The following is a 15,440-nucleotide window of genomic DNA, read 5'->3' as shown; positions in this document are numbered from 1 at the left end:
CAGAGTGTAGAGAGTAGAGGATAGAGTGTAGACGGACGCTGTCGCTGTTGCTGTTGCCTTTGCCTTTCTTGCTTGTCATTCCCGCAGGGAATCTGCTGTTCGCCGGTGCAGGCAAAATGCCCCTCTCCACGAACGCATGCCCACGTTTTCTCTACTCTCTACACTCTCGCCCTTATGCAGACACTGATCCCACAACCCGCGACCGCACCGGCCAAGCCACTGGGCAAGACAGGCCGCGTGCTCGGCTTCGGTCTCACTCCGCTCGCGCTGCTCTTGATCGCGGCGGGGCTGCTCATGGCTATCCCCGCGTTCTTCCACATCCGCCGGATCGGGTTCATGCTCGGGTGGGACGCGCTGCTGGCCCTGCTCATCTTGATCGACGCCCTGCGGCTTCCCCGCCCCGAAGACTTCACCATCACCCGCAGCTTCATCGACTCGCCGCAGCTTGGACAGCCCACCCGCATCGAGCTCGCGGTCCGGATGGAGTCCGACGCCGTACTCGACGTGCGCCTGGTGGACGACCTGCACTCCGCACTCGTAGCCGCTCCCACAGAACAGCGCCTCGAAGTCTTTCCACGCGAAGAGGTCGTCAGCGCGGCAACGATCTATCCCAGCCAGCGCGGTGACTTCGCCCTCGGGCGCGTCTTCCTGCGCTATCGCGGAGCCTTCCGTCTGGTTGAGCGCTGGGCAGCCGCGGAACCTGTCGTCAAAACGCTCGGTGGCGACGATCCGCACAAGCCGCAGCGAGTACGCGTTTTTCCCGCACACGAAGACAGTCGCGAGCGCACGCAGTTTTACCTGCTGCGCGCCCGCCAGATCGAGATGCAGAAGCGCAAACTGCGTCTGCGCGGCGGAGGCCGCGAGTTTGAGAGTATGCGCGACTATCAGCAGGGCGACGAGCTGCGCAACGTCTCGTGGACGGCCACCGCCCGCCGCGGCAAGCTCGTCACACGCCAGTTCACAGTGGAACGGTCACAACAGGTCTGGATGGTACTCGATGCCGGACGCCTCTCCCGCACAGCGTTTGAAGTCAAACGAGATTCCACAGAAGTCTTCGCCGAAACCACCGCCGAACGCGAAGCGGCGCATCTCCTGACCGTCACGCAGCTCGACCAGGCCGCGACAGCAGCAACGATGCTCGCCCAGGTCATCAACGGCTCGGGCGACAAGTTCGGCCTGATGGCCTATGGCCGGGACGTGCAACAGCTCCTGCCTCCGGGTGCGGGCGCGTCGCACGTGCGGCTGATGATCGACCTGCTAAGCCAGACGCGCAGTGAAACCTCAGAGGCCGACCATCTGAACGCCGTGGCCCGTCTGAAGACCGCGCAACGCAGACGCGGCCTGATCGTCTGGATCACCGAACTGGTCGACAGCGCCGGCCGTCCTGAACTCGTAACCGCCGCCTCGGAGTTAGTGCGGCGGCATCTGGTAGTTCTGGTACTACTCAAACACCCCGAGCTGGACGAACTCGCTGCCCGCACTCCCAAAACGACTAGCGAGATGTTCCACACAGCCGCCGCTCAGGAGATGCTCGAACGCCGCCGCGAGACCATCGCGCAACTGGAACGGCAAGGGGTACTGATCGTCGAAACTACCGCAGCCGAAGTCGGTATGCGCGCCGTAAGCAAGTACCTCGAGGTCAAGGCATCAGGCCTGCTGTAGGAAAGACAGAGTGTAGAGAGTAGAGGATAGAGTGTAGACGGCAAAGACAACAGCAAACCCACCTCCTCGGTCTTTGCTGTTGTTGCTTTTGCTGTTGTCGTTGCCTTTCTTGCTTGTCATTCCCGCAGGGAATCTGCTGTCCGCCGGTGCGAGCACAAAGGAACTTTCGGTCCTCGCTGACGTATCTTCTTTAAATTTAAAAAGCCTTATCTAGAGAGCCTTCTAATGGAGCGCGTTTATAAATTCATCGCCGCAGCATTTGTCATTTCACTTCTTCCCATCGCGAATGCTCAGGAATCCCATATTCCTACGGTTGATGAATTGTTGAACCTTCGTTATGTCGGTTCGCCTGCGCTTTCTCCGGATGGGCAGTACGTGGCTTACGAGATCGAGCATCCCGACTGGCAGTCCGACAACTACGCTCAGGAGCTCGTCGTAGAGAACTTAAAAACCGGGAAGAGAGCGCCAGTTCCTTCATTGGAAGGTGTGCCTGGCAGCCCGGAATGGTCTCCCGATGGACGCTGGCTTGCCTTCGTCGAACATCCAAAGCAGGGTGTTGGCCAGATATGGATCGTGCCCGCTGAAGGCAGTGTGGCATGGCAAGTCTCTAAATCGGCGACAGACGTCGGACTGTTTCATTGGTCAGCCGATTCGAAACACATCGCCTTCCTCACAACGCAGCGTGACCATGCTGTAAACGGACGTGCAGAGAGGTTTGGCTCCTTCGAGGTCGTGGGGAAAGACTATCAACAGACGCAACTATGGTCGGTCGATCTTGAAGCAGCTTCAGGCCACATTGCGGCTCAGGTTCCTAGGGTCCTCGTCAGTTCGCCAGCATTCAGCATTGCTGATTTCTCGTGGTCGCCTGATTCAACAATGATTGCGTTCACAGCCGCCGGCACACCTCTGCTCACGGCATATTCCTCCCAGGATATCTACCTGCTCGACAGGACGAAGGGAAATGAAGTCAGAAAGATTGTCGGTTTGCCGAGTCCAGACTTCTCACCAATCTTCTCGCCAGACGGCAAGAAGATTGCCTTTCTCACATGGCTTGGACAGCGTGATTTCTTTTACTCAAACGTGCACATTGTCACGGTTGATGTCGAAGATGCATGGCAACGTCCAGTTACCGCGGCCGCGGCTGTACGAGATGTCACGGCCCGGTTCGACGAAAACCCCTCACTGCTCGGATGGAGTGGAAATAGCCTGTATTTCAGCGCGGAGCAAAAGACGAGTACACATCTTTTTCGGATTGATAGTGACGGAAACCATCTGACGCGAATCACTTCGGGTGACAACTTTGTACTTGATAGCGCCTCGTTCTCTCACAACTTCACGGCGGTAGCATTAGTAGCTGAAGACGCCTTCCACATGCCGGAGTTATACGTGTCCGACCTCGCACCGCTGGCATTGCGGCAGGTCACACATTTCACAGATCAGGTGCGAGGTTGGCGGCTGGGGACGCCGACGATCGTGACATGGAAAAGTGCCGATGGCACGCCCATCGAAGGTGTACTTTATAGTCCCCCTACCGTTGATCCCAACCAGATGTATCCATTGATTGTGGACCTTCACGGCGGTCCCGCGGATGTGTCCCGGGCAATACTATCGCCGGCGGAGCCCATCTATGCCACGCAGGTCTTTGTGGCTCAGGGCGCCTTTGTCCTCCAGCCCAATTACCGCGATAGCTCCGGTTACGGTGCAGCCTTTCGGAGCAGCAGCCTGGAGAACATCGGCGCTAGTGAGTCAGCTGATGTCCTCAGCGGAGTTGAAGATCTCCTGGCCAAGGGCCATATCGATCCTAAGCGCATTGCAGTGGTTGGGTCATCGTGGGGAGGCTATTTGACTGCATTTTTGGCTACCCACACAAGCCGATTCATAGCTGCATCGGAAAGTTCCGGCATCACCGATCTCACCACAGACTATTCTGTGACGGACAATCCCGCCCTTTTCCGACAGTTCTTTCACGGAACGCCTTGGGTCAAAGGTGATATTTACCGGAAGAACTCTCCCATCTCGACCGTTACGGACGCGCGAACTCCGATGCTATTGCAGGAAGGGAGAGACGATAGGCGCGTGCCACCAGCAAACGCCTTTGAGTTGTACCGCTCTCTTCAGGATGTCGGTGTTGATAGTCGTCTCATCGTGTATAGCGGATTCGGACATGGATTCAACAACCCAAAGGAGATGCGGGCAGCCATTCAAACGAATCTTGACTGGTTCAATCACTACCTCTGGAAAAAGGAGATTCCACAGGACTCTCCTATCTGGGGTTCGAGCGAGATCACCCACTAAAGCACGCATAACAGCTTGTGCTCAAATAAAACTCAGCCATCGAAGAATGGCATCGCCTACCTCTGCGGGAGCTTCGCGATGTGGAAAGTGGCCAACGCCGTTTAAAACAATTCGCTCATAGCCATTCAGAAAGTATTTCTCCTGACCTTCCGAAGCTAAAGGTAGATCACAAAAGTCTGAGCCACCCTGAATCATCAGGGTCGGAACGGTGAGCTCCACGATATTCCTCAACCTTGCCTGTAGTTCATCGTATCGAGGATCAACGGCCTCACCCTGAAGGTATCGAGACCGATAGGCATTCAGGGTGATCTCTGCCCAGTCCGGCCTGTCGAAGTACCTGCTTGCACTCTTGAAGTCTTCCTCGGCAAACCATCCCGCCGGACTCCAGGTGTCCCATTGAATCCGGGCAAATCCCACCGGATCGCGGCGAACCGCTTCCGCCCCGGCGTCTGTGCATTGGAAGAATTGATACCAGAACTGCTTCGATTGAACGAAGCTGCCTAAATGGAATTCACCACGCGGTTGATAGGCCAGCGCAAGTGTGGCAATGGCCTGAACACGCTCTGGAAAGAGCGCTGCAAGGGTGTAAGCAATCCGCGCACCCCAGTCATGTCCGACGACAGAAAAGCGCTCGATTCCCAGCTTGTCCGCCAGATCAATCACATCCTGAGCCATTGCAACGGCTCCCGCAAATCGAGGCGTCTCTTCCGATCTGAACTCGGTTGGATACGATCCGCGCAAATAAGGCGCTACCGTCCCGAATCCACGCTCCTGCAACGTCACAGCGACCTGCTTCCAGCCTACCGGCGCGTCAGGCCATCCATGGAGCAGGAATACTGTCTTTCCAGATGAAGCGCCTTCCCGCTCAAAGGCAATGTTCAATCGTTCCGTCTGTTCGAAATACATTGATCCCTCCGCACCCAGGCCGTGCAGGGTTGGATGTCTCAACAAGAGCGCGAGAGGCCTACACTTTAGCTTCTGTCTGCCTTCTTCCCCCTTCGCTCAACCACACCACCAGCCCCGTAAAGAGCACAGCGCAGACCGCGAATTTAAGCGCCATGGGAGCATGAGTCGGAGAGAGAAAGGCTTCGAGCGTACCCGCAACGATCAGCAAAGGAATCGTCCCCGAGATCAGTTGTACCGCCTCGTTACCCGCCAAAGCCAGCGCCTCACGCCGCCGCAGCATTCCCGGAAACAGAATCCCCGCACCGAGCCGCAGACCGGCGGCCCCGGCGATCATGATGCTCGGAATCTCCAGCGCACCGTGCGCGGCCATGAAGCTCACCAGGTTGAGCGCCATATGGTGTTGAGCGCAGCAGGTCAGCACCACCGCAATCTCCAGGCCATTGTTGAAGAGCAGAAACAGCGTGCCGAGGCCCGCCAGAATCCCCCCGGCAAACGTTATGAAGCAGACGCCGATATTGTTCGTCATAATCGCCGACGACGCCTGTGGCTTCGCGCTCAGCACGCTGTCGGTCCACATTTTATGCTGCTGAATCGTGTCCATCATCTGCGGGCCGAGCATCATCGTCGCGAAGTCGGGACGGAGGATCGTAATCAGCGTTCCCAGCAGCCCCGCCAGCAGAAAGACAGCGGTCGCCGCCGTCACATAGCCCGACAGCCGTCGCAGCAACCGGGGATAGCCATAGGCAAAGAACCGCCATACGCTCGCAGCAGAGATGCGCTGCCCCGAGTAGACATAATTATGCGCACGCCCCACCAGCCGGTTGAGATACTGCTCCAGCGCCCGCGAGCTACGGTCGGCGCGCGCCGAGCTCAGGTCCGCCGCGCCCTGGCGATAGAGCAGGCCCAGCTCGCGCAGCTCAGCAGGGTCGAGCGACTTCACGCCATGGCTCTCGACCTGTCGGACGAGCACGTCGAGCCGGTTCCAGTTATTCTTACGAAGATCTATCCAGAGGTTTGAGATCATGTCGACTTTCGAGAGAATCGGCTTCGAGGATCAGCTTAACATTGACACACCGGAACAGGTGGACCTGCGTTTCAATGTGGCTGGCATTGGCAGCCGTTTCGTGGCGCTCCTATTGGATATGCTGGCAATCTCCGCCGTCTATCTGATCGAATTCTTTGGCATTCTGGCATTCGCCTCCACGGTTCCGCACGTTAGCGGGCACACCAATCTGGATACGGCGGGCAAGTGGGTTCTTGCCCTGTTCATCTTTTTCCAGTTCCTGCTGTACTGGGGCTACTTCGCGCTGTTTGAGGCCTTCTGGCAGGGACAGACGCTGGGCAAGCGCGTCATGAAGCTGCGCGTCATCAAAGACTCCGGACGGCAGATCACCTTCTTCGAGGCACTCGCACGCAATCTACTGCGCATCGTCGACTACATGCCCGCGCTCTACCTGGTCGGCGTGATCACCATGGTCTGCAACAAACGCAACAAGCGGCTGGGTGACTTCGCAGCCGGCACGCTGGTCGTGCACGAGCGCATGGACGAGCAGCCCCTGCTCTACCAGACCAGCACGACGATCCTGGCTCCCACGGCCCTGCCCATGCAAACCCCGTGGCAGCAGAGCGTGCCATCGCTCTTCCCTGCCGATGCTATTGCACGCCTGAACACCCAGGACCTGCTGATCATCGACACCTTCTTCGCGCGCATGCTCGATCTACCGATGGAGACCAGGGCAACCATGGCCTACCGCATCGCCGGACAGATGGCCACGAAGATGGGCCAGCCCCTGCCAGAGGGCAACCCTGAGCGGATACTGGAGTCTATCGCGTACCAGATGCGCGGCAGCGGGCGGGGGTTTTAGCGCGAAGCGTCAACCGTGATGCCTCAGCATAAGAACTAGACCAACCGTCGCCGAAACTCCGTAGGGCTCGCCTTACAAAGCGCCCGAAACACTCTCGCGAAGTGCTGCTGCGTCTGGAAACCACAGGCAAGCGCCACATCGAGAACACTCGCGTCCGGACACACCAACAACTCCTTGGCCCGCTCCACCCGCGCCCTCAGGACAAACTGATGCGGAGCCAGTCCCGTCGACTGCCGAAACATCTGCGAGAAGTACGACGGGCTGAGTCCGGCCTCCTCTGCCATTTGCAGCAGGCTCAGGTCTTCATGCAGATGTTCGTAGACAAATCCAGTCACCCGGCGAAGCTGCACCGGGCTCAAGCCTCCGCGATAGGTACACATCGGTCTGCGCAGCGTTCCTCGCGATTGCAGCAACGCCGCTGCCAGCGCACGCCCAAGGGAGTCCGCATAGACTCTCCCCGCCGGAGATCCCGCCGCCTGTTCGGCTTCGGCAGCCGCCACCAGCGCGCGAATTCGTTCATCCTCTAAGCGCGGTGTCTCATGCAGCTCCCGCGAGCCGTTCCCCATCTCTTCGGCGACGGAGAGCATCGTGTCATCCGGTACCGTAATCAACAGCATCTGGATCGAGCTGCGCCAGCGCACCCACTCTTCGGTGTTTCTCCGGCACAGAATCATCTCTCCGGGCACATAGCGGCATCGCGAGAGGTCGTACGTCCCCAGCCCGAACTCAAACTCAGCCGGAGTCAGAACCTTCGCCAGCACCTGGCTTTTAAAGAGCTGACAAACCGGCTCGGGGGAGATCTCACCGGCGATGCGCTGTAAGAGGAGTGCGGAGCCCATATCTCAATCTTAGACGCCGCAAAGAACCCAACGATTGGACACAGAAGCGAAGAATCAGACAAATCTCCCGCTCTCATCTGCGGTGTCATGGATCTGTAGTTCCAGATCCCCAAAGGAAACCCTTTTCATGAACACCCTCCCCACCCCCACCGCCGAACAACCCACCTACAACGTTCTCGGAGTCCTGCTTCAGTTCCTCGCCACGCCCGAGCAGATCAACGACCCGATCACTCTCATGCGCGGCACCGTTCCCCCGGGAGTCATCATTCCGCTCCACAGCCACGCCGATCCCGAAGTCTTCTACGTGCTGGACGGCGTTCTCGAAGTCTTCCAGGCCGAAGGCCCGACCGCAGGCTGGCAAACCGTAACGGCTGGCGAGGTCGCTACGATCCCCGGCAACATCCGGCACGCCCTCCGCAACACCTCTTCTGCTCCAACGACCTCGATCACGGTGAGCAAGCAGGATCTCTACAACTTCTTCCGTGAACTCGCCCGGCCCTTCGATCCCTCCGTGCCTCCCGCACCGCCAGCTCCCGAGGAGATGCAGCACTTCTTTCAACTCGCGGCGAAGTATAAGTTCTGGCTCGCCTCCCCCGCCGAAAACGCAGCGATCGGCATCTCGCTCGCATAAACCAGTCGGCCGCTCCTTGAGTCTCCAGGGGTGGCCGAGCCGTATCTGCCGGACAGAATCGGTGATAGAAATCAGATATGTCCACCTCCGGCCTCACCACGGAAATGCTCGACCTCCTCTCCGATATCCGGCAGCTAGCTGCCACCGCACCAACGCTCGAACCCCTCCAGCAAGGCATCGTCACGGCCATCGCGCAACGGCTCCCCTACTACAACTGGACCGGATTCTACATGCTCGATCCCCACGATCCCGAGACCCTCGTGCTCGGCCCGTTCGTAGGCGCGCCAACGACCCACGTACGCATCCCCGTAACGGAGGGCATCTGCGGCGCAGCCGTGGCCTCCGGCGAGACCGTCATCGTCGATGACGTACACTCCGACCCCCGCTATCTGTCCTGTTCCATCGACACTAAGTCCGAGATCGTCGTCCCCATCTACGTCCAGGGGAAAGTCATCGGCGAGATCGACATCGACAGCCATGACTCCGCCGCCTTCACCAACGCGGACCGCGATTTTCTTGAAGAAGCGGCACAGATCGTCGGAGCTTATATCGAGCAGCATCCCGCCTAGCGATCCCCTCCTGAAAACCAAATCGCCCCCAGATCCGTAACCAAAGAGGGCGTTGGTGCGTCAGATATCCGCGGACAGGAAAGACCCTCCCCCCGCAGTTCTCCTTTGCGAAGGGTCAAAAGGAATGGGTGAAACCCATGCTCTTACTTCTACTGGCGTACTTTGGTGGCATTCTCACCATTCTCAGCCCGTGCATTCTGCCGGTGCTTCCATTCGTATTCGCGCGCTCCGACCAGCCCTTTCGTAAGAGCGGACTTCCGTTGCTGGCGGGCATGGTCGTCACCTTTGCGCTGATCGCCAGCCTCGCCACCGTCGGAGGCGGTTGGGCCATCCGCGCTAACCAGTTCGGCCGCGCGGCAGCCCTGGTTCTCTTCGGAATCTTCGGCCTGACGCTGCTCTTCTCCTCGCTCGCCGAGCGCCTCTCGCGCCCCTTCGTTCGCCTCGGCAACAGCCTCTCGCAGACCTCCGGCGAAGGCCCCAGTGTCGCCAACTCGTTTCTGCTCGGCATCGGCACGGGCCTGCTCTGGGCGCCCTGCGCCGGTCCCATCCTCGGACTGATCCTGACCGGCGCTGCCCTCGGCGGAGCCAGCGCCCACACCACCGTTCTGCTCCTCGCCTACGCCGCAGGAGCCGCCACCTCCCTGACCCTCGCGCTGCTCGCCGGCGGTCGCGTCTTCTCTGCGATGAAGCGCTCGCTGGGAGCGGAAGAGTGGATTCGCCGTATCCTCGGCGTTGCCGTCCTCGCCGGCGTCGTTGCCGTGGCCTTCGGCCTCGACCGCGGAGTCCTCACCCGCCTCTCGCTCGCCAGCACCTCCGGCCTGGAGCAGCGGCTCGTCGACCGCTTTCACCCCCAGAACGACCAGATGATGGCCCGCAACCCGCAGGGCACGCCCGTCTCAAGCGAGATGACCGGCGATGCCCTCTCCCAGATCAACGGCGCGACGGCGTGGATCAACTCTCCCCCGCTGACGCCGGAGTCCCTGCGCGGCAAGGTCGTTCTCGTCGACTTCTGGACCTACTCCTGCATCAACTGCATCCGCAGCCTGCCCTACATCAAGGCCTGGTACGCCAAGTACAAGGACGACGGCCTCGTCGTCATCGGCGTCCACACCCCCGAGTTCCCGTTCGAGAAGGACGAGGCCAACGTCCAGAAAGCTGTTCGCGACCTCGGCGTCCTCTACCCCGTTGCGATGGATAACGACTATCGCATCTGGCGCAACTTCAACAACCAATACTGGCCCGCGCACTACTTCATCGACGCCACCGGCCACGTCCGCTATCACCACTTCGGCGAGGGCAACTACGACGAGTCGGAGAAGTGGATTCGCGGCCTGCTCGAAGAGGCCAACCACAAGCCGCTTCCCGACGCTGCCACCCAGGTAGCGGCCACCGGAGCCGAGGCCGCAGCCTCAGACGACACGCAGTCTCCGGAGACCTACATCGGGTACGAGAGAGCGCAGAACTTCGCCTCCCCCGACGGGTTTAATCAGGACGACGTGCAGCTCTATCGAGTCCCGGCCAAACTCCAGAAAAATCAGTGGGCGCTCGAGGGCAACTGGCTCGACGAAGGCCAGATCGCCACGTCTCTCGCCCCGGCAGGCAGCATTCTCTACCGCTTCCACGCGCGTGACCTGCACCTCGTTCTGGGGCCTGCAAAGGACGGCAAACCCATCCGCTTCCGCGTCACGCTGGACGGCAAAGCCCCGGGCGCAGACCACGGTGTAGACACAGACGCAGAAGGCTACGGCACGGTGACGGACAATCGTCTCTACCAGTTGATCCGCCAGCAGGGCGCCATCCAGGACCGCACCTTCCGCATCGAGTTTCTCGTTCCCGGCGTTCAGGCGTACGCCTTCACCTTCGGCTAGAAAATTCGTCTCATTTCGTCTATAGAAAATAGACAATTCGTCTCTAAAAGATAAAGAGGACTCAATCATGACAGACCATCGGCAAGAGCAGTCAGATCTTCAGATGACCGGAGCGACGCACACACAGCGCCCCAGTCGTCGCGCCTTCCTCGCCACGGCAGCAGGAGCCTGCGGAGCCGCCGCACTCTGGTCGCTCCACAAGTCATCTCCCCTCGCCGTAGAAGCCAAGGGAGAAAGCAACACCGGCCCCGTCACCCTCATTCAGTTCTCGGATGCCGGGAAGAAGATCGGCAAAGTCACTGTCCCCCGCGTCGTAAAAACGGACGCCGAGTGGAAGCAGCAGCTTTCGCCGATCTCCTATGACGTGACGCGCCACGCAGGCACCGAACGCGCGTATACCGGCAACACCTGGGACCTTCACGACAAGGGCCTCTTCCGCTGCATCTGCTGCGACAACGCAATCTTCAGCTCCGACACCAAGTTCGACTCCGGCACCGGCTGGCCCAGCTTCTGGATGCCCATCGCCAAGGAGAACATCGTCGAGAACACGGACAGCACCTTCGGCATGGACCGGACAGCCGTCTCCTGCCGCCAGTGCGACGCCCACCTGGGCCACGTCTTCGACGACGGCCCCCGTCCCACCGGCCTGCGCTACTGCATGAACTCAGCCGCCATGCGCTTCGTAAAATTCGCTTAGGCCCCTTATTGGCAAAGAGCTACGAGGGAATCAGCATCGAGACATTCACTCCTCAACGCTGATTCCCTCGTAGCTCTTTGCTCAACAGTCCCCTACCTCCGCAGCCATTCCCTCGCACTAAACTCACTCCGCCTCAAAATAATCACGATAATGATGGCGGCACCCCGGATTAAACCCCGCGCCACACTTCGGACAAACATTACCGCAATCCATATACTCCCGCACGCTGAGCACCTCCCCGCACGCCCCGCACAACACCGCAGGCTCGTCCCACTCGCTGCGAGGCCATACCTCGATCTCATGATCGGCCAGAGCGCCGTGGCAGTCCTTGCACGCGTAGAAGATGCCGCAGCACTTCATCTTGATCGCGACAATGTCGATCGAACTGTTGTAATGCGCACAACGGGTCTGCGCGTCCAGATCGATTCCGTGTACTTGAGGCCGAGAATCGGGCATGCTTTTAGAGTAGAACCTGAAGACCTATTTCTCTACCCCGGAGCCCCAGGATGACCATAACGGAAGAACAGCGAGCCGCAGAGCTTCTCGAAGCACAGACCAAGGCAGCAAATCTCTTCCATGAAGTGGAAGCCCGAGGACTGGTCCGTCCCGGCATCACTGAGAGCCGTCTGAACGAAGAAATCTACACCCTGGCGAAAGAACTCTTAGGCATCTCGACGTACTGGCATAAGCGCATCGTTCGCGCCGGCAAAAACACCCTGCTCCCTTACGCTGAAAATCCTCCCGATCTTACCCTCGGCGAAGACGATATCCTCTTCCTCGATCTGGGCCCCGTCTTCGAGCAGTGGGAGGCGGACTTTGGCCGCACCTTCGTGCTCGGCTCCGATCCCGTAAAGCTCAAGATGCAGCACGACGTCGCCCAGGCCTTTGCAGAAGGCAAGAAGCACTTCCAGCAGACGTCGGACATCACCAGTAGCGAGCTCTTCCACTACGCCCACTCTCTGGCGGCAAAGTTCGGCTGGGAGTTCGGCGGCCCGATCGCCGGACACCTGATCGGCCAGTTCCCTCACGAGCGCATCGCCGACGACAAGGTAACGCTCTACGTTCATCCCCAAAGCAACCTGTCCATGCGCTCCCAGGACGAAGAAGGCCGGCAGCGGCACTGGATTCTGGAGATTCATTTTGTGGATAGGGAACGCCAGATCGGCGGCTTCTTCGAAGAGCTGCTTACCGTCTGACCGGCAATAGGTTGAACTCTCTGCTCAACGCCCTCATCGCTCTTAGCTGATTGAAACCCATCGAGTGCATTCTCAGCCAAGACGTACAAAGGGCTGAACACCTATTCGCGTGCGTGCGCGGCATCGTTTATTTAAAACGCTGTCAGACAAGCGTTAGTCCTGAAGAAATTCTATTGACACGGCGATTCCCTACCTGATAGTGTTCCCGCTTAAGAAAAGTTTTTAATCTTCCTTTAGCAACTCTGGCTCCACCTTTCGAAGGAGCAGCAAAGATGCAGGCTTTACCCGTTCCCAGAAAACGAAATCGAAATATCGGTAGTTAGATCATCCTCTCGCTCCACCAGAGCAGATGATTCCGTTTCATTCCGAAGATGCCAGACCCCGAGCTCTCTTCTCGTCGGGCCATAGGGAGTCCTTTGCTCAAGGACCGTTCTCTTCTTATGGCATAACAACCCTCTCTACCAACAGCAAGAAGGAGGCAATATGTCACGCATCCGCATGGCCGCAGGTTCCTTTGTTGAGTTGCTCGGTCAACGCTGCTTCATCTCCCGGTTCGTTCTCTTACTCGCAATGGCCTTATTGGCTCCCCTCACCCTGTTGCACGCGCAAACCACTTACGAAGGCAACGCCAGCGCCAACGCGATTGAGGGCACAGCCGTATCGGAAGCCTGTTCCGGATGTCTGAACGGCACGCGTATCGGCAATATCGGAAACGGCAATGCCAACTATCTCCGGATCAAGAACATCAGTGTTCCTACTACTGGCACCTACACGGTTACGCTGTACTACACGGAAGGCAGCGACGGCGGAGCCCGCTCCTTCACCATCCAAATCAATAATGGCGCAGGGCCAACTCTGAGCAACCTGACAGGCAGCAGTTGGACAACTCCTGCCGCACCGGTCACCTTCCAGGCGAACTTCACCGCCGGCAGCGGTAACTCCGTAGGATTCTTCAATGCGACAGGCTCAGCCCCCGATGTCGATCACATCGTAGTAAGCAGCACCACCAGCGGCGGCGGTGGCGGCACCACCAGTTCTCCATTGTTGATCGGCTATGTGCCTGACTACAACGGAAGCTATTCTACCTACGCAACGAGCATCAACTTCTCCAAGATGACGCACCTGAACCTGGCGTTTGGTAATCCTCCCACCTGCAGCGGTGGATGCACCGCCAGCAGCAACATGAGTTTTTCACTCGGGCAGAGTGACTCTGCTATCGCCGCGCTCGTCAACGCGGCCCACGCAGCCGGAGTCAAGGTGCTGCTCTCCATCGGCGGCGGTGGTGGCGACCAGCAGATTATTCAGTTCTACAACGTGGGTCTCTCGACACAACTGGTGAACTCGCTCGCGACCTATCTCACTGCCCATAACCTGGACGGCGTAGACGTAGACATCGAAGACCCCAACAACATGGGCACGCCCTACGGCACCTTTGTAAGCGCACTCGTCTCCAAGTTCCGCCCGCAAGGCAAAGTGATCTCCGCCGCAGTGGCAGAGTATCTCCAGAGCGCGATGCCGGACTCGGCGCTGCATCAGTTTGATTTCGTCAACGTCATGGTCTATTCGAACCTCTCCGACGCCCAGGCCGGCTTGCAGTACTACGCGGTAACAAAGTCCGTACCCAAGAATCAGATCACGCTCGGAGTACCCTTCTTCGGCCAAAGCTCCGACGGCAATACGGAAGAGGAATACAACACCATCCTGGCGGCTTATCCCAACGCCTGGCAGTCGGACGAGGTCAGCGGCGGCTCACTCGATGGCGGAGAGGCCCTCTTCTACGTCGGTGAATCAACAATGGCACAGGAGACGCAACTAGGCGCACAATACGGCGGCGTGATGATCTGGGAACTCACAGGAGACGCCCCAGCTCCCCATTCCCTGTTGACTGTGGTTCAGAACAACCTATAGCCCATCAGGCACTAGCTCACCAGTAACAGGGGCGGAGAGATCGAACTCCGCCCCTGTCCTCGATTCTCGAGATTCGGATATACGAAGCGCTCTCTATAACACTAGAAAGCTTCAGCTTCGACGCACCGAAATGGAATTGACACACAGATCGGCACCTCGGGTCATCACGGTATAAACGTACCCGGCTGTCCCGGCGAACCGCTAGGACCCACATGTCCTCCAGGACCACCACGAGCGTCGGTTGCAGGAAAGTGACATGAACGTCCCTCACCTCCCGCCCCTCCGTTGCCCCCTGCGCCTCCAGAATTTCCTCCAGCTCCTGGTGAACCAGCAGCGACAACCGCCCCGGGAATTGTTGCATCGGCAGGGCGGCCACTAGGTGCAAAGCCAGGTGTTCGATTGGCGGTAATAGATTTCGCTCCAACGATCACAACCACTTTGGCTGTATTACCACCAAGTCCCCCCGTACCACCAGCCCCACCATCTCCGCCTGGACCTCCGTCATAGCAGTGGGTGCCCGTAAAAGGTCCAGCAGAACCCTTTGCTCCATCTCCTCCAGGGCCTCCGGCTCCTCCTGCAGATCCGTCAGTTCTAATCCACAACGCGCCATCGGTAGCGTCGAGAGCTTCGACCGTCAACTTCAAGTTAGTACCCGACGGACCATTAGCACCATTCCCTCCGCGCGTTCCAACTTGGCCACGTTGGGTAGGCGGATTATTTCTGGCCTGTTGAGGAGTGCCTGGCTTGCCAGGGACAGGAAGTGAAACATTTCGAGGAGATAGATCGATGGTGGAATTGCCATGCAAGATGAGCTTTTGCACTACTACATCGGCACTCGTAACCGACGCGCCAAAGTTGACGACACACCCATCATCGATTTCGAGTTCCTTAAACAGGATCGATCCATCGTCGAGTTCTAGTTTGCAGTTTTCAGGAAGAGAGGCATGCATCTTTTTTCGAGCTCCATCTGGAGCTTGAGCGAATGAAGCAAAATTTGCAGCGAC

Annotated in this window: 13 protein-coding genes; 9 read left to right on the top strand and 4 right to left on the bottom strand. The window is 58.7% G+C overall.

The genetic code is table 11. From position 1 onward, the window contains the following. The first annotated feature begins 174 nt into the window (after positions 1 to 174). Both ACIX8_RS08505 and ACIX8_RS08500 read left to right on the top strand, forming a co-directional pair. Positions 175 to 1,662 carry a DUF58 domain-containing protein gene (locus ACIX8_RS08505; protein WP_014264930.1) on the top strand — a complete coding sequence of 496 codons (1,488 nt, stop codon included), beginning with the start codon at positions 175 to 177 and terminating at the stop codon, positions 1,660 to 1,662. Between the two features lie 225 nt (positions 1,663 to 1,887). After that, positions 1,888 to 3,957: a S9 family peptidase gene (locus ACIX8_RS08500; RefSeq protein WP_014264929.1), complete on the top strand. Its 2,070-nt coding sequence runs from the start codon at positions 1,888 to 1,890 to the stop codon at positions 3,955 to 3,957. Between the two features lie 21 nt (positions 3,958 to 3,978). Here the strand turns inward: ACIX8_RS08500 and ACIX8_RS08495 are convergent, their stop codons facing one another. Next, the gene (locus tag ACIX8_RS08495) at positions 3,979 to 4,863 is read right to left on the bottom strand and encodes an alpha/beta fold hydrolase (protein ID WP_014264928.1); all 885 of its coding nucleotides are present in this window, start codon (positions 4,861 to 4,863) and stop codon (positions 3,979 to 3,981) included. A 58-nt stretch (positions 4,864 to 4,921) separates the two neighbouring features. Beyond that, positions 4,922 to 5,887 (bottom strand): stage II sporulation protein M, encoded by a 966-nt coding sequence (locus tag ACIX8_RS08490; protein ID WP_044176395.1) that lies wholly within the window; start codon positions 5,885 to 5,887, stop codon positions 4,922 to 4,924. On the opposite strand from ACIX8_RS08490, the gene ACIX8_RS08485 reads away from it, so the two are divergent. Then, on the top strand, positions 5,886 to 6,728 hold the full coding sequence (locus tag ACIX8_RS08485; RefSeq protein WP_014264926.1) for an RDD family protein: 843 nt from the start codon (positions 5,886 to 5,888) through the stop codon (positions 6,726 to 6,728). The two genes, ACIX8_RS08490 and ACIX8_RS08485, sit on opposite strands and share 2 nt — an antisense overlap. Before the next feature lie 35 nt (positions 6,729 to 6,763). Here ACIX8_RS08485 and ACIX8_RS08480 read toward each other — a convergent pair whose 3' ends face one another. Next, the gene (locus ACIX8_RS08480; protein WP_014264925.1) at positions 6,764 to 7,567 is read right to left on the bottom strand and encodes a helix-turn-helix domain-containing protein; all 804 of its coding nucleotides are present in this window, start codon (positions 7,565 to 7,567) and stop codon (positions 6,764 to 6,766) included. Between the two features lie 127 nt (positions 7,568 to 7,694). On the opposite strand from ACIX8_RS08480, the gene ACIX8_RS08475 reads away from it, so the two are divergent. From ACIX8_RS08475 to msrB, 4 genes are all read left to right on the top strand, one after another. After that, positions 7,695 to 8,198: a cupin domain-containing protein gene (locus tag ACIX8_RS08475; protein WP_014264924.1), complete on the top strand. Its 504-nt coding sequence runs from the start codon at positions 7,695 to 7,697 to the stop codon at positions 8,196 to 8,198. 77 nt (positions 8,199 to 8,275) lie between these two features. Continuing rightward, positions 8,276 to 8,767, top strand: a complete 492-nt coding sequence (locus ACIX8_RS08470; RefSeq protein ID WP_014264923.1) for a GAF domain-containing protein — start codon at positions 8,276 to 8,278, stop codon at positions 8,765 to 8,767. Positions 8,768 to 8,904: 137 nt separating this feature from the next. Continuing rightward, positions 8,905 to 10,635 carry a cytochrome c biogenesis protein DipZ gene (locus ACIX8_RS08465; RefSeq protein WP_014264922.1) on the top strand — a complete coding sequence of 577 codons (1,731 nt, stop codon included), beginning with the start codon at positions 8,905 to 8,907 and terminating at the stop codon, positions 10,633 to 10,635. Between the two features lie 67 nt (positions 10,636 to 10,702). Next, positions 10,703 to 11,332 (top strand): peptide-methionine (R)-S-oxide reductase MsrB, encoded by a 630-nt coding sequence (msrB, locus tag ACIX8_RS08460; RefSeq protein WP_014264921.1) that lies wholly within the window; start codon positions 10,703 to 10,705, stop codon positions 11,330 to 11,332. 123 nt (positions 11,333 to 11,455) lie between these two features. Here the strand turns inward: msrB and ACIX8_RS08455 are convergent, their stop codons facing one another. Next, on the bottom strand, positions 11,456 to 11,788 hold the full coding sequence (locus tag ACIX8_RS08455; RefSeq protein WP_014264920.1) for a CHY zinc finger protein: 333 nt from the start codon (positions 11,786 to 11,788) through the stop codon (positions 11,456 to 11,458). 50 nt (positions 11,789 to 11,838) lie between these two features. Here ACIX8_RS08455 and ACIX8_RS08450 point away from each other — a divergent pair, with 50 nt between their 5' ends. Continuing rightward, the gene (locus ACIX8_RS08450) at positions 11,839 to 12,528 is read left to right on the top strand and encodes a M24 family metallopeptidase (protein ID WP_014264919.1); all 690 of its coding nucleotides are present in this window, start codon (positions 11,839 to 11,841) and stop codon (positions 12,526 to 12,528) included. Positions 12,529 to 13,011: 483 nt separating this feature from the next. Then, positions 13,012 to 14,436 (top strand): glycosyl hydrolase family 18 protein, encoded by a 1,425-nt coding sequence (locus tag ACIX8_RS24460; RefSeq protein WP_014264918.1) that lies wholly within the window; start codon positions 13,012 to 13,014, stop codon positions 14,434 to 14,436. Positions 14,437 to 15,440 lie beyond the last annotated feature (1,004 nt).

Source organism: Granulicella mallensis MP5ACTX8 (assembly GCF_000178955.2).
Classification (GTDB): Bacteria; Acidobacteriota; Terriglobia; order Terriglobales; family Acidobacteriaceae; genus Granulicella; species Granulicella mallensis.
This window is presented reverse-complemented; position numbering and strand designations above follow the sequence as displayed.

What these genes read in the sequence shown, in the direction of transcription:
- ACIX8_RS08500 (WP_014264929.1), top strand. Translation starts at nt 1,888, where the DNA reads ATGGAGCGCGTTTATAAATTCATCGCCGCAGCATTTGTCATTTCACTT.
- ACIX8_RS08490 (WP_044176395.1), bottom strand. Translation starts at nt 5,887, where the DNA reads ATGATCTCAAACCTCTGGATAGATCTTCGTAAGAATAACTGGAACCGG.
- ACIX8_RS08465 (WP_014264922.1), top strand. Translation starts at nt 8,905, where the DNA reads ATGCTCTTACTTCTACTGGCGTACTTTGGTGGCATTCTCACCATTCTC.
- ACIX8_RS08455 (WP_014264920.1), bottom strand. Translation starts at nt 11,788, where the DNA reads ATGCCCGATTCTCGGCCTCAAGTACACGGAATCGATCTGGACGCGCAG.
- ACIX8_RS08475 (WP_014264924.1), top strand. Translation starts at nt 7,695, where the DNA reads ATGAACACCCTCCCCACCCCCACCGCCGAACAACCCACCTACAACGTT.
- ACIX8_RS08505 (WP_014264930.1), top strand. Translation starts at nt 175, where the DNA reads ATGCAGACACTGATCCCACAACCCGCGACCGCACCGGCCAAGCCACTG.
- msrB (WP_014264921.1), top strand. Translation starts at nt 10,703, where the DNA reads ATGACAGACCATCGGCAAGAGCAGTCAGATCTTCAGATGACCGGAGCG.
- ACIX8_RS08450 (WP_014264919.1), top strand. Translation starts at nt 11,839, where the DNA reads ATGACCATAACGGAAGAACAGCGAGCCGCAGAGCTTCTCGAAGCACAG.
- ACIX8_RS24460 (WP_014264918.1), top strand. Translation starts at nt 13,012, where the DNA reads ATGTCACGCATCCGCATGGCCGCAGGTTCCTTTGTTGAGTTGCTCGGT.
- ACIX8_RS08470 (WP_014264923.1), top strand. Translation starts at nt 8,276, where the DNA reads ATGTCCACCTCCGGCCTCACCACGGAAATGCTCGACCTCCTCTCCGAT.
- ACIX8_RS08485 (WP_014264926.1), top strand. Translation starts at nt 5,886, where the DNA reads ATGTCGACTTTCGAGAGAATCGGCTTCGAGGATCAGCTTAACATTGAC.
- ACIX8_RS08480 (WP_014264925.1), bottom strand. Translation starts at nt 7,567, where the DNA reads ATGGGCTCCGCACTCCTCTTACAGCGCATCGCCGGTGAGATCTCCCCC.
- ACIX8_RS08495 (WP_014264928.1), bottom strand. Translation starts at nt 4,863, where the DNA reads ATGTATTTCGAACAGACGGAACGATTGAACATTGCCTTTGAGCGGGAA.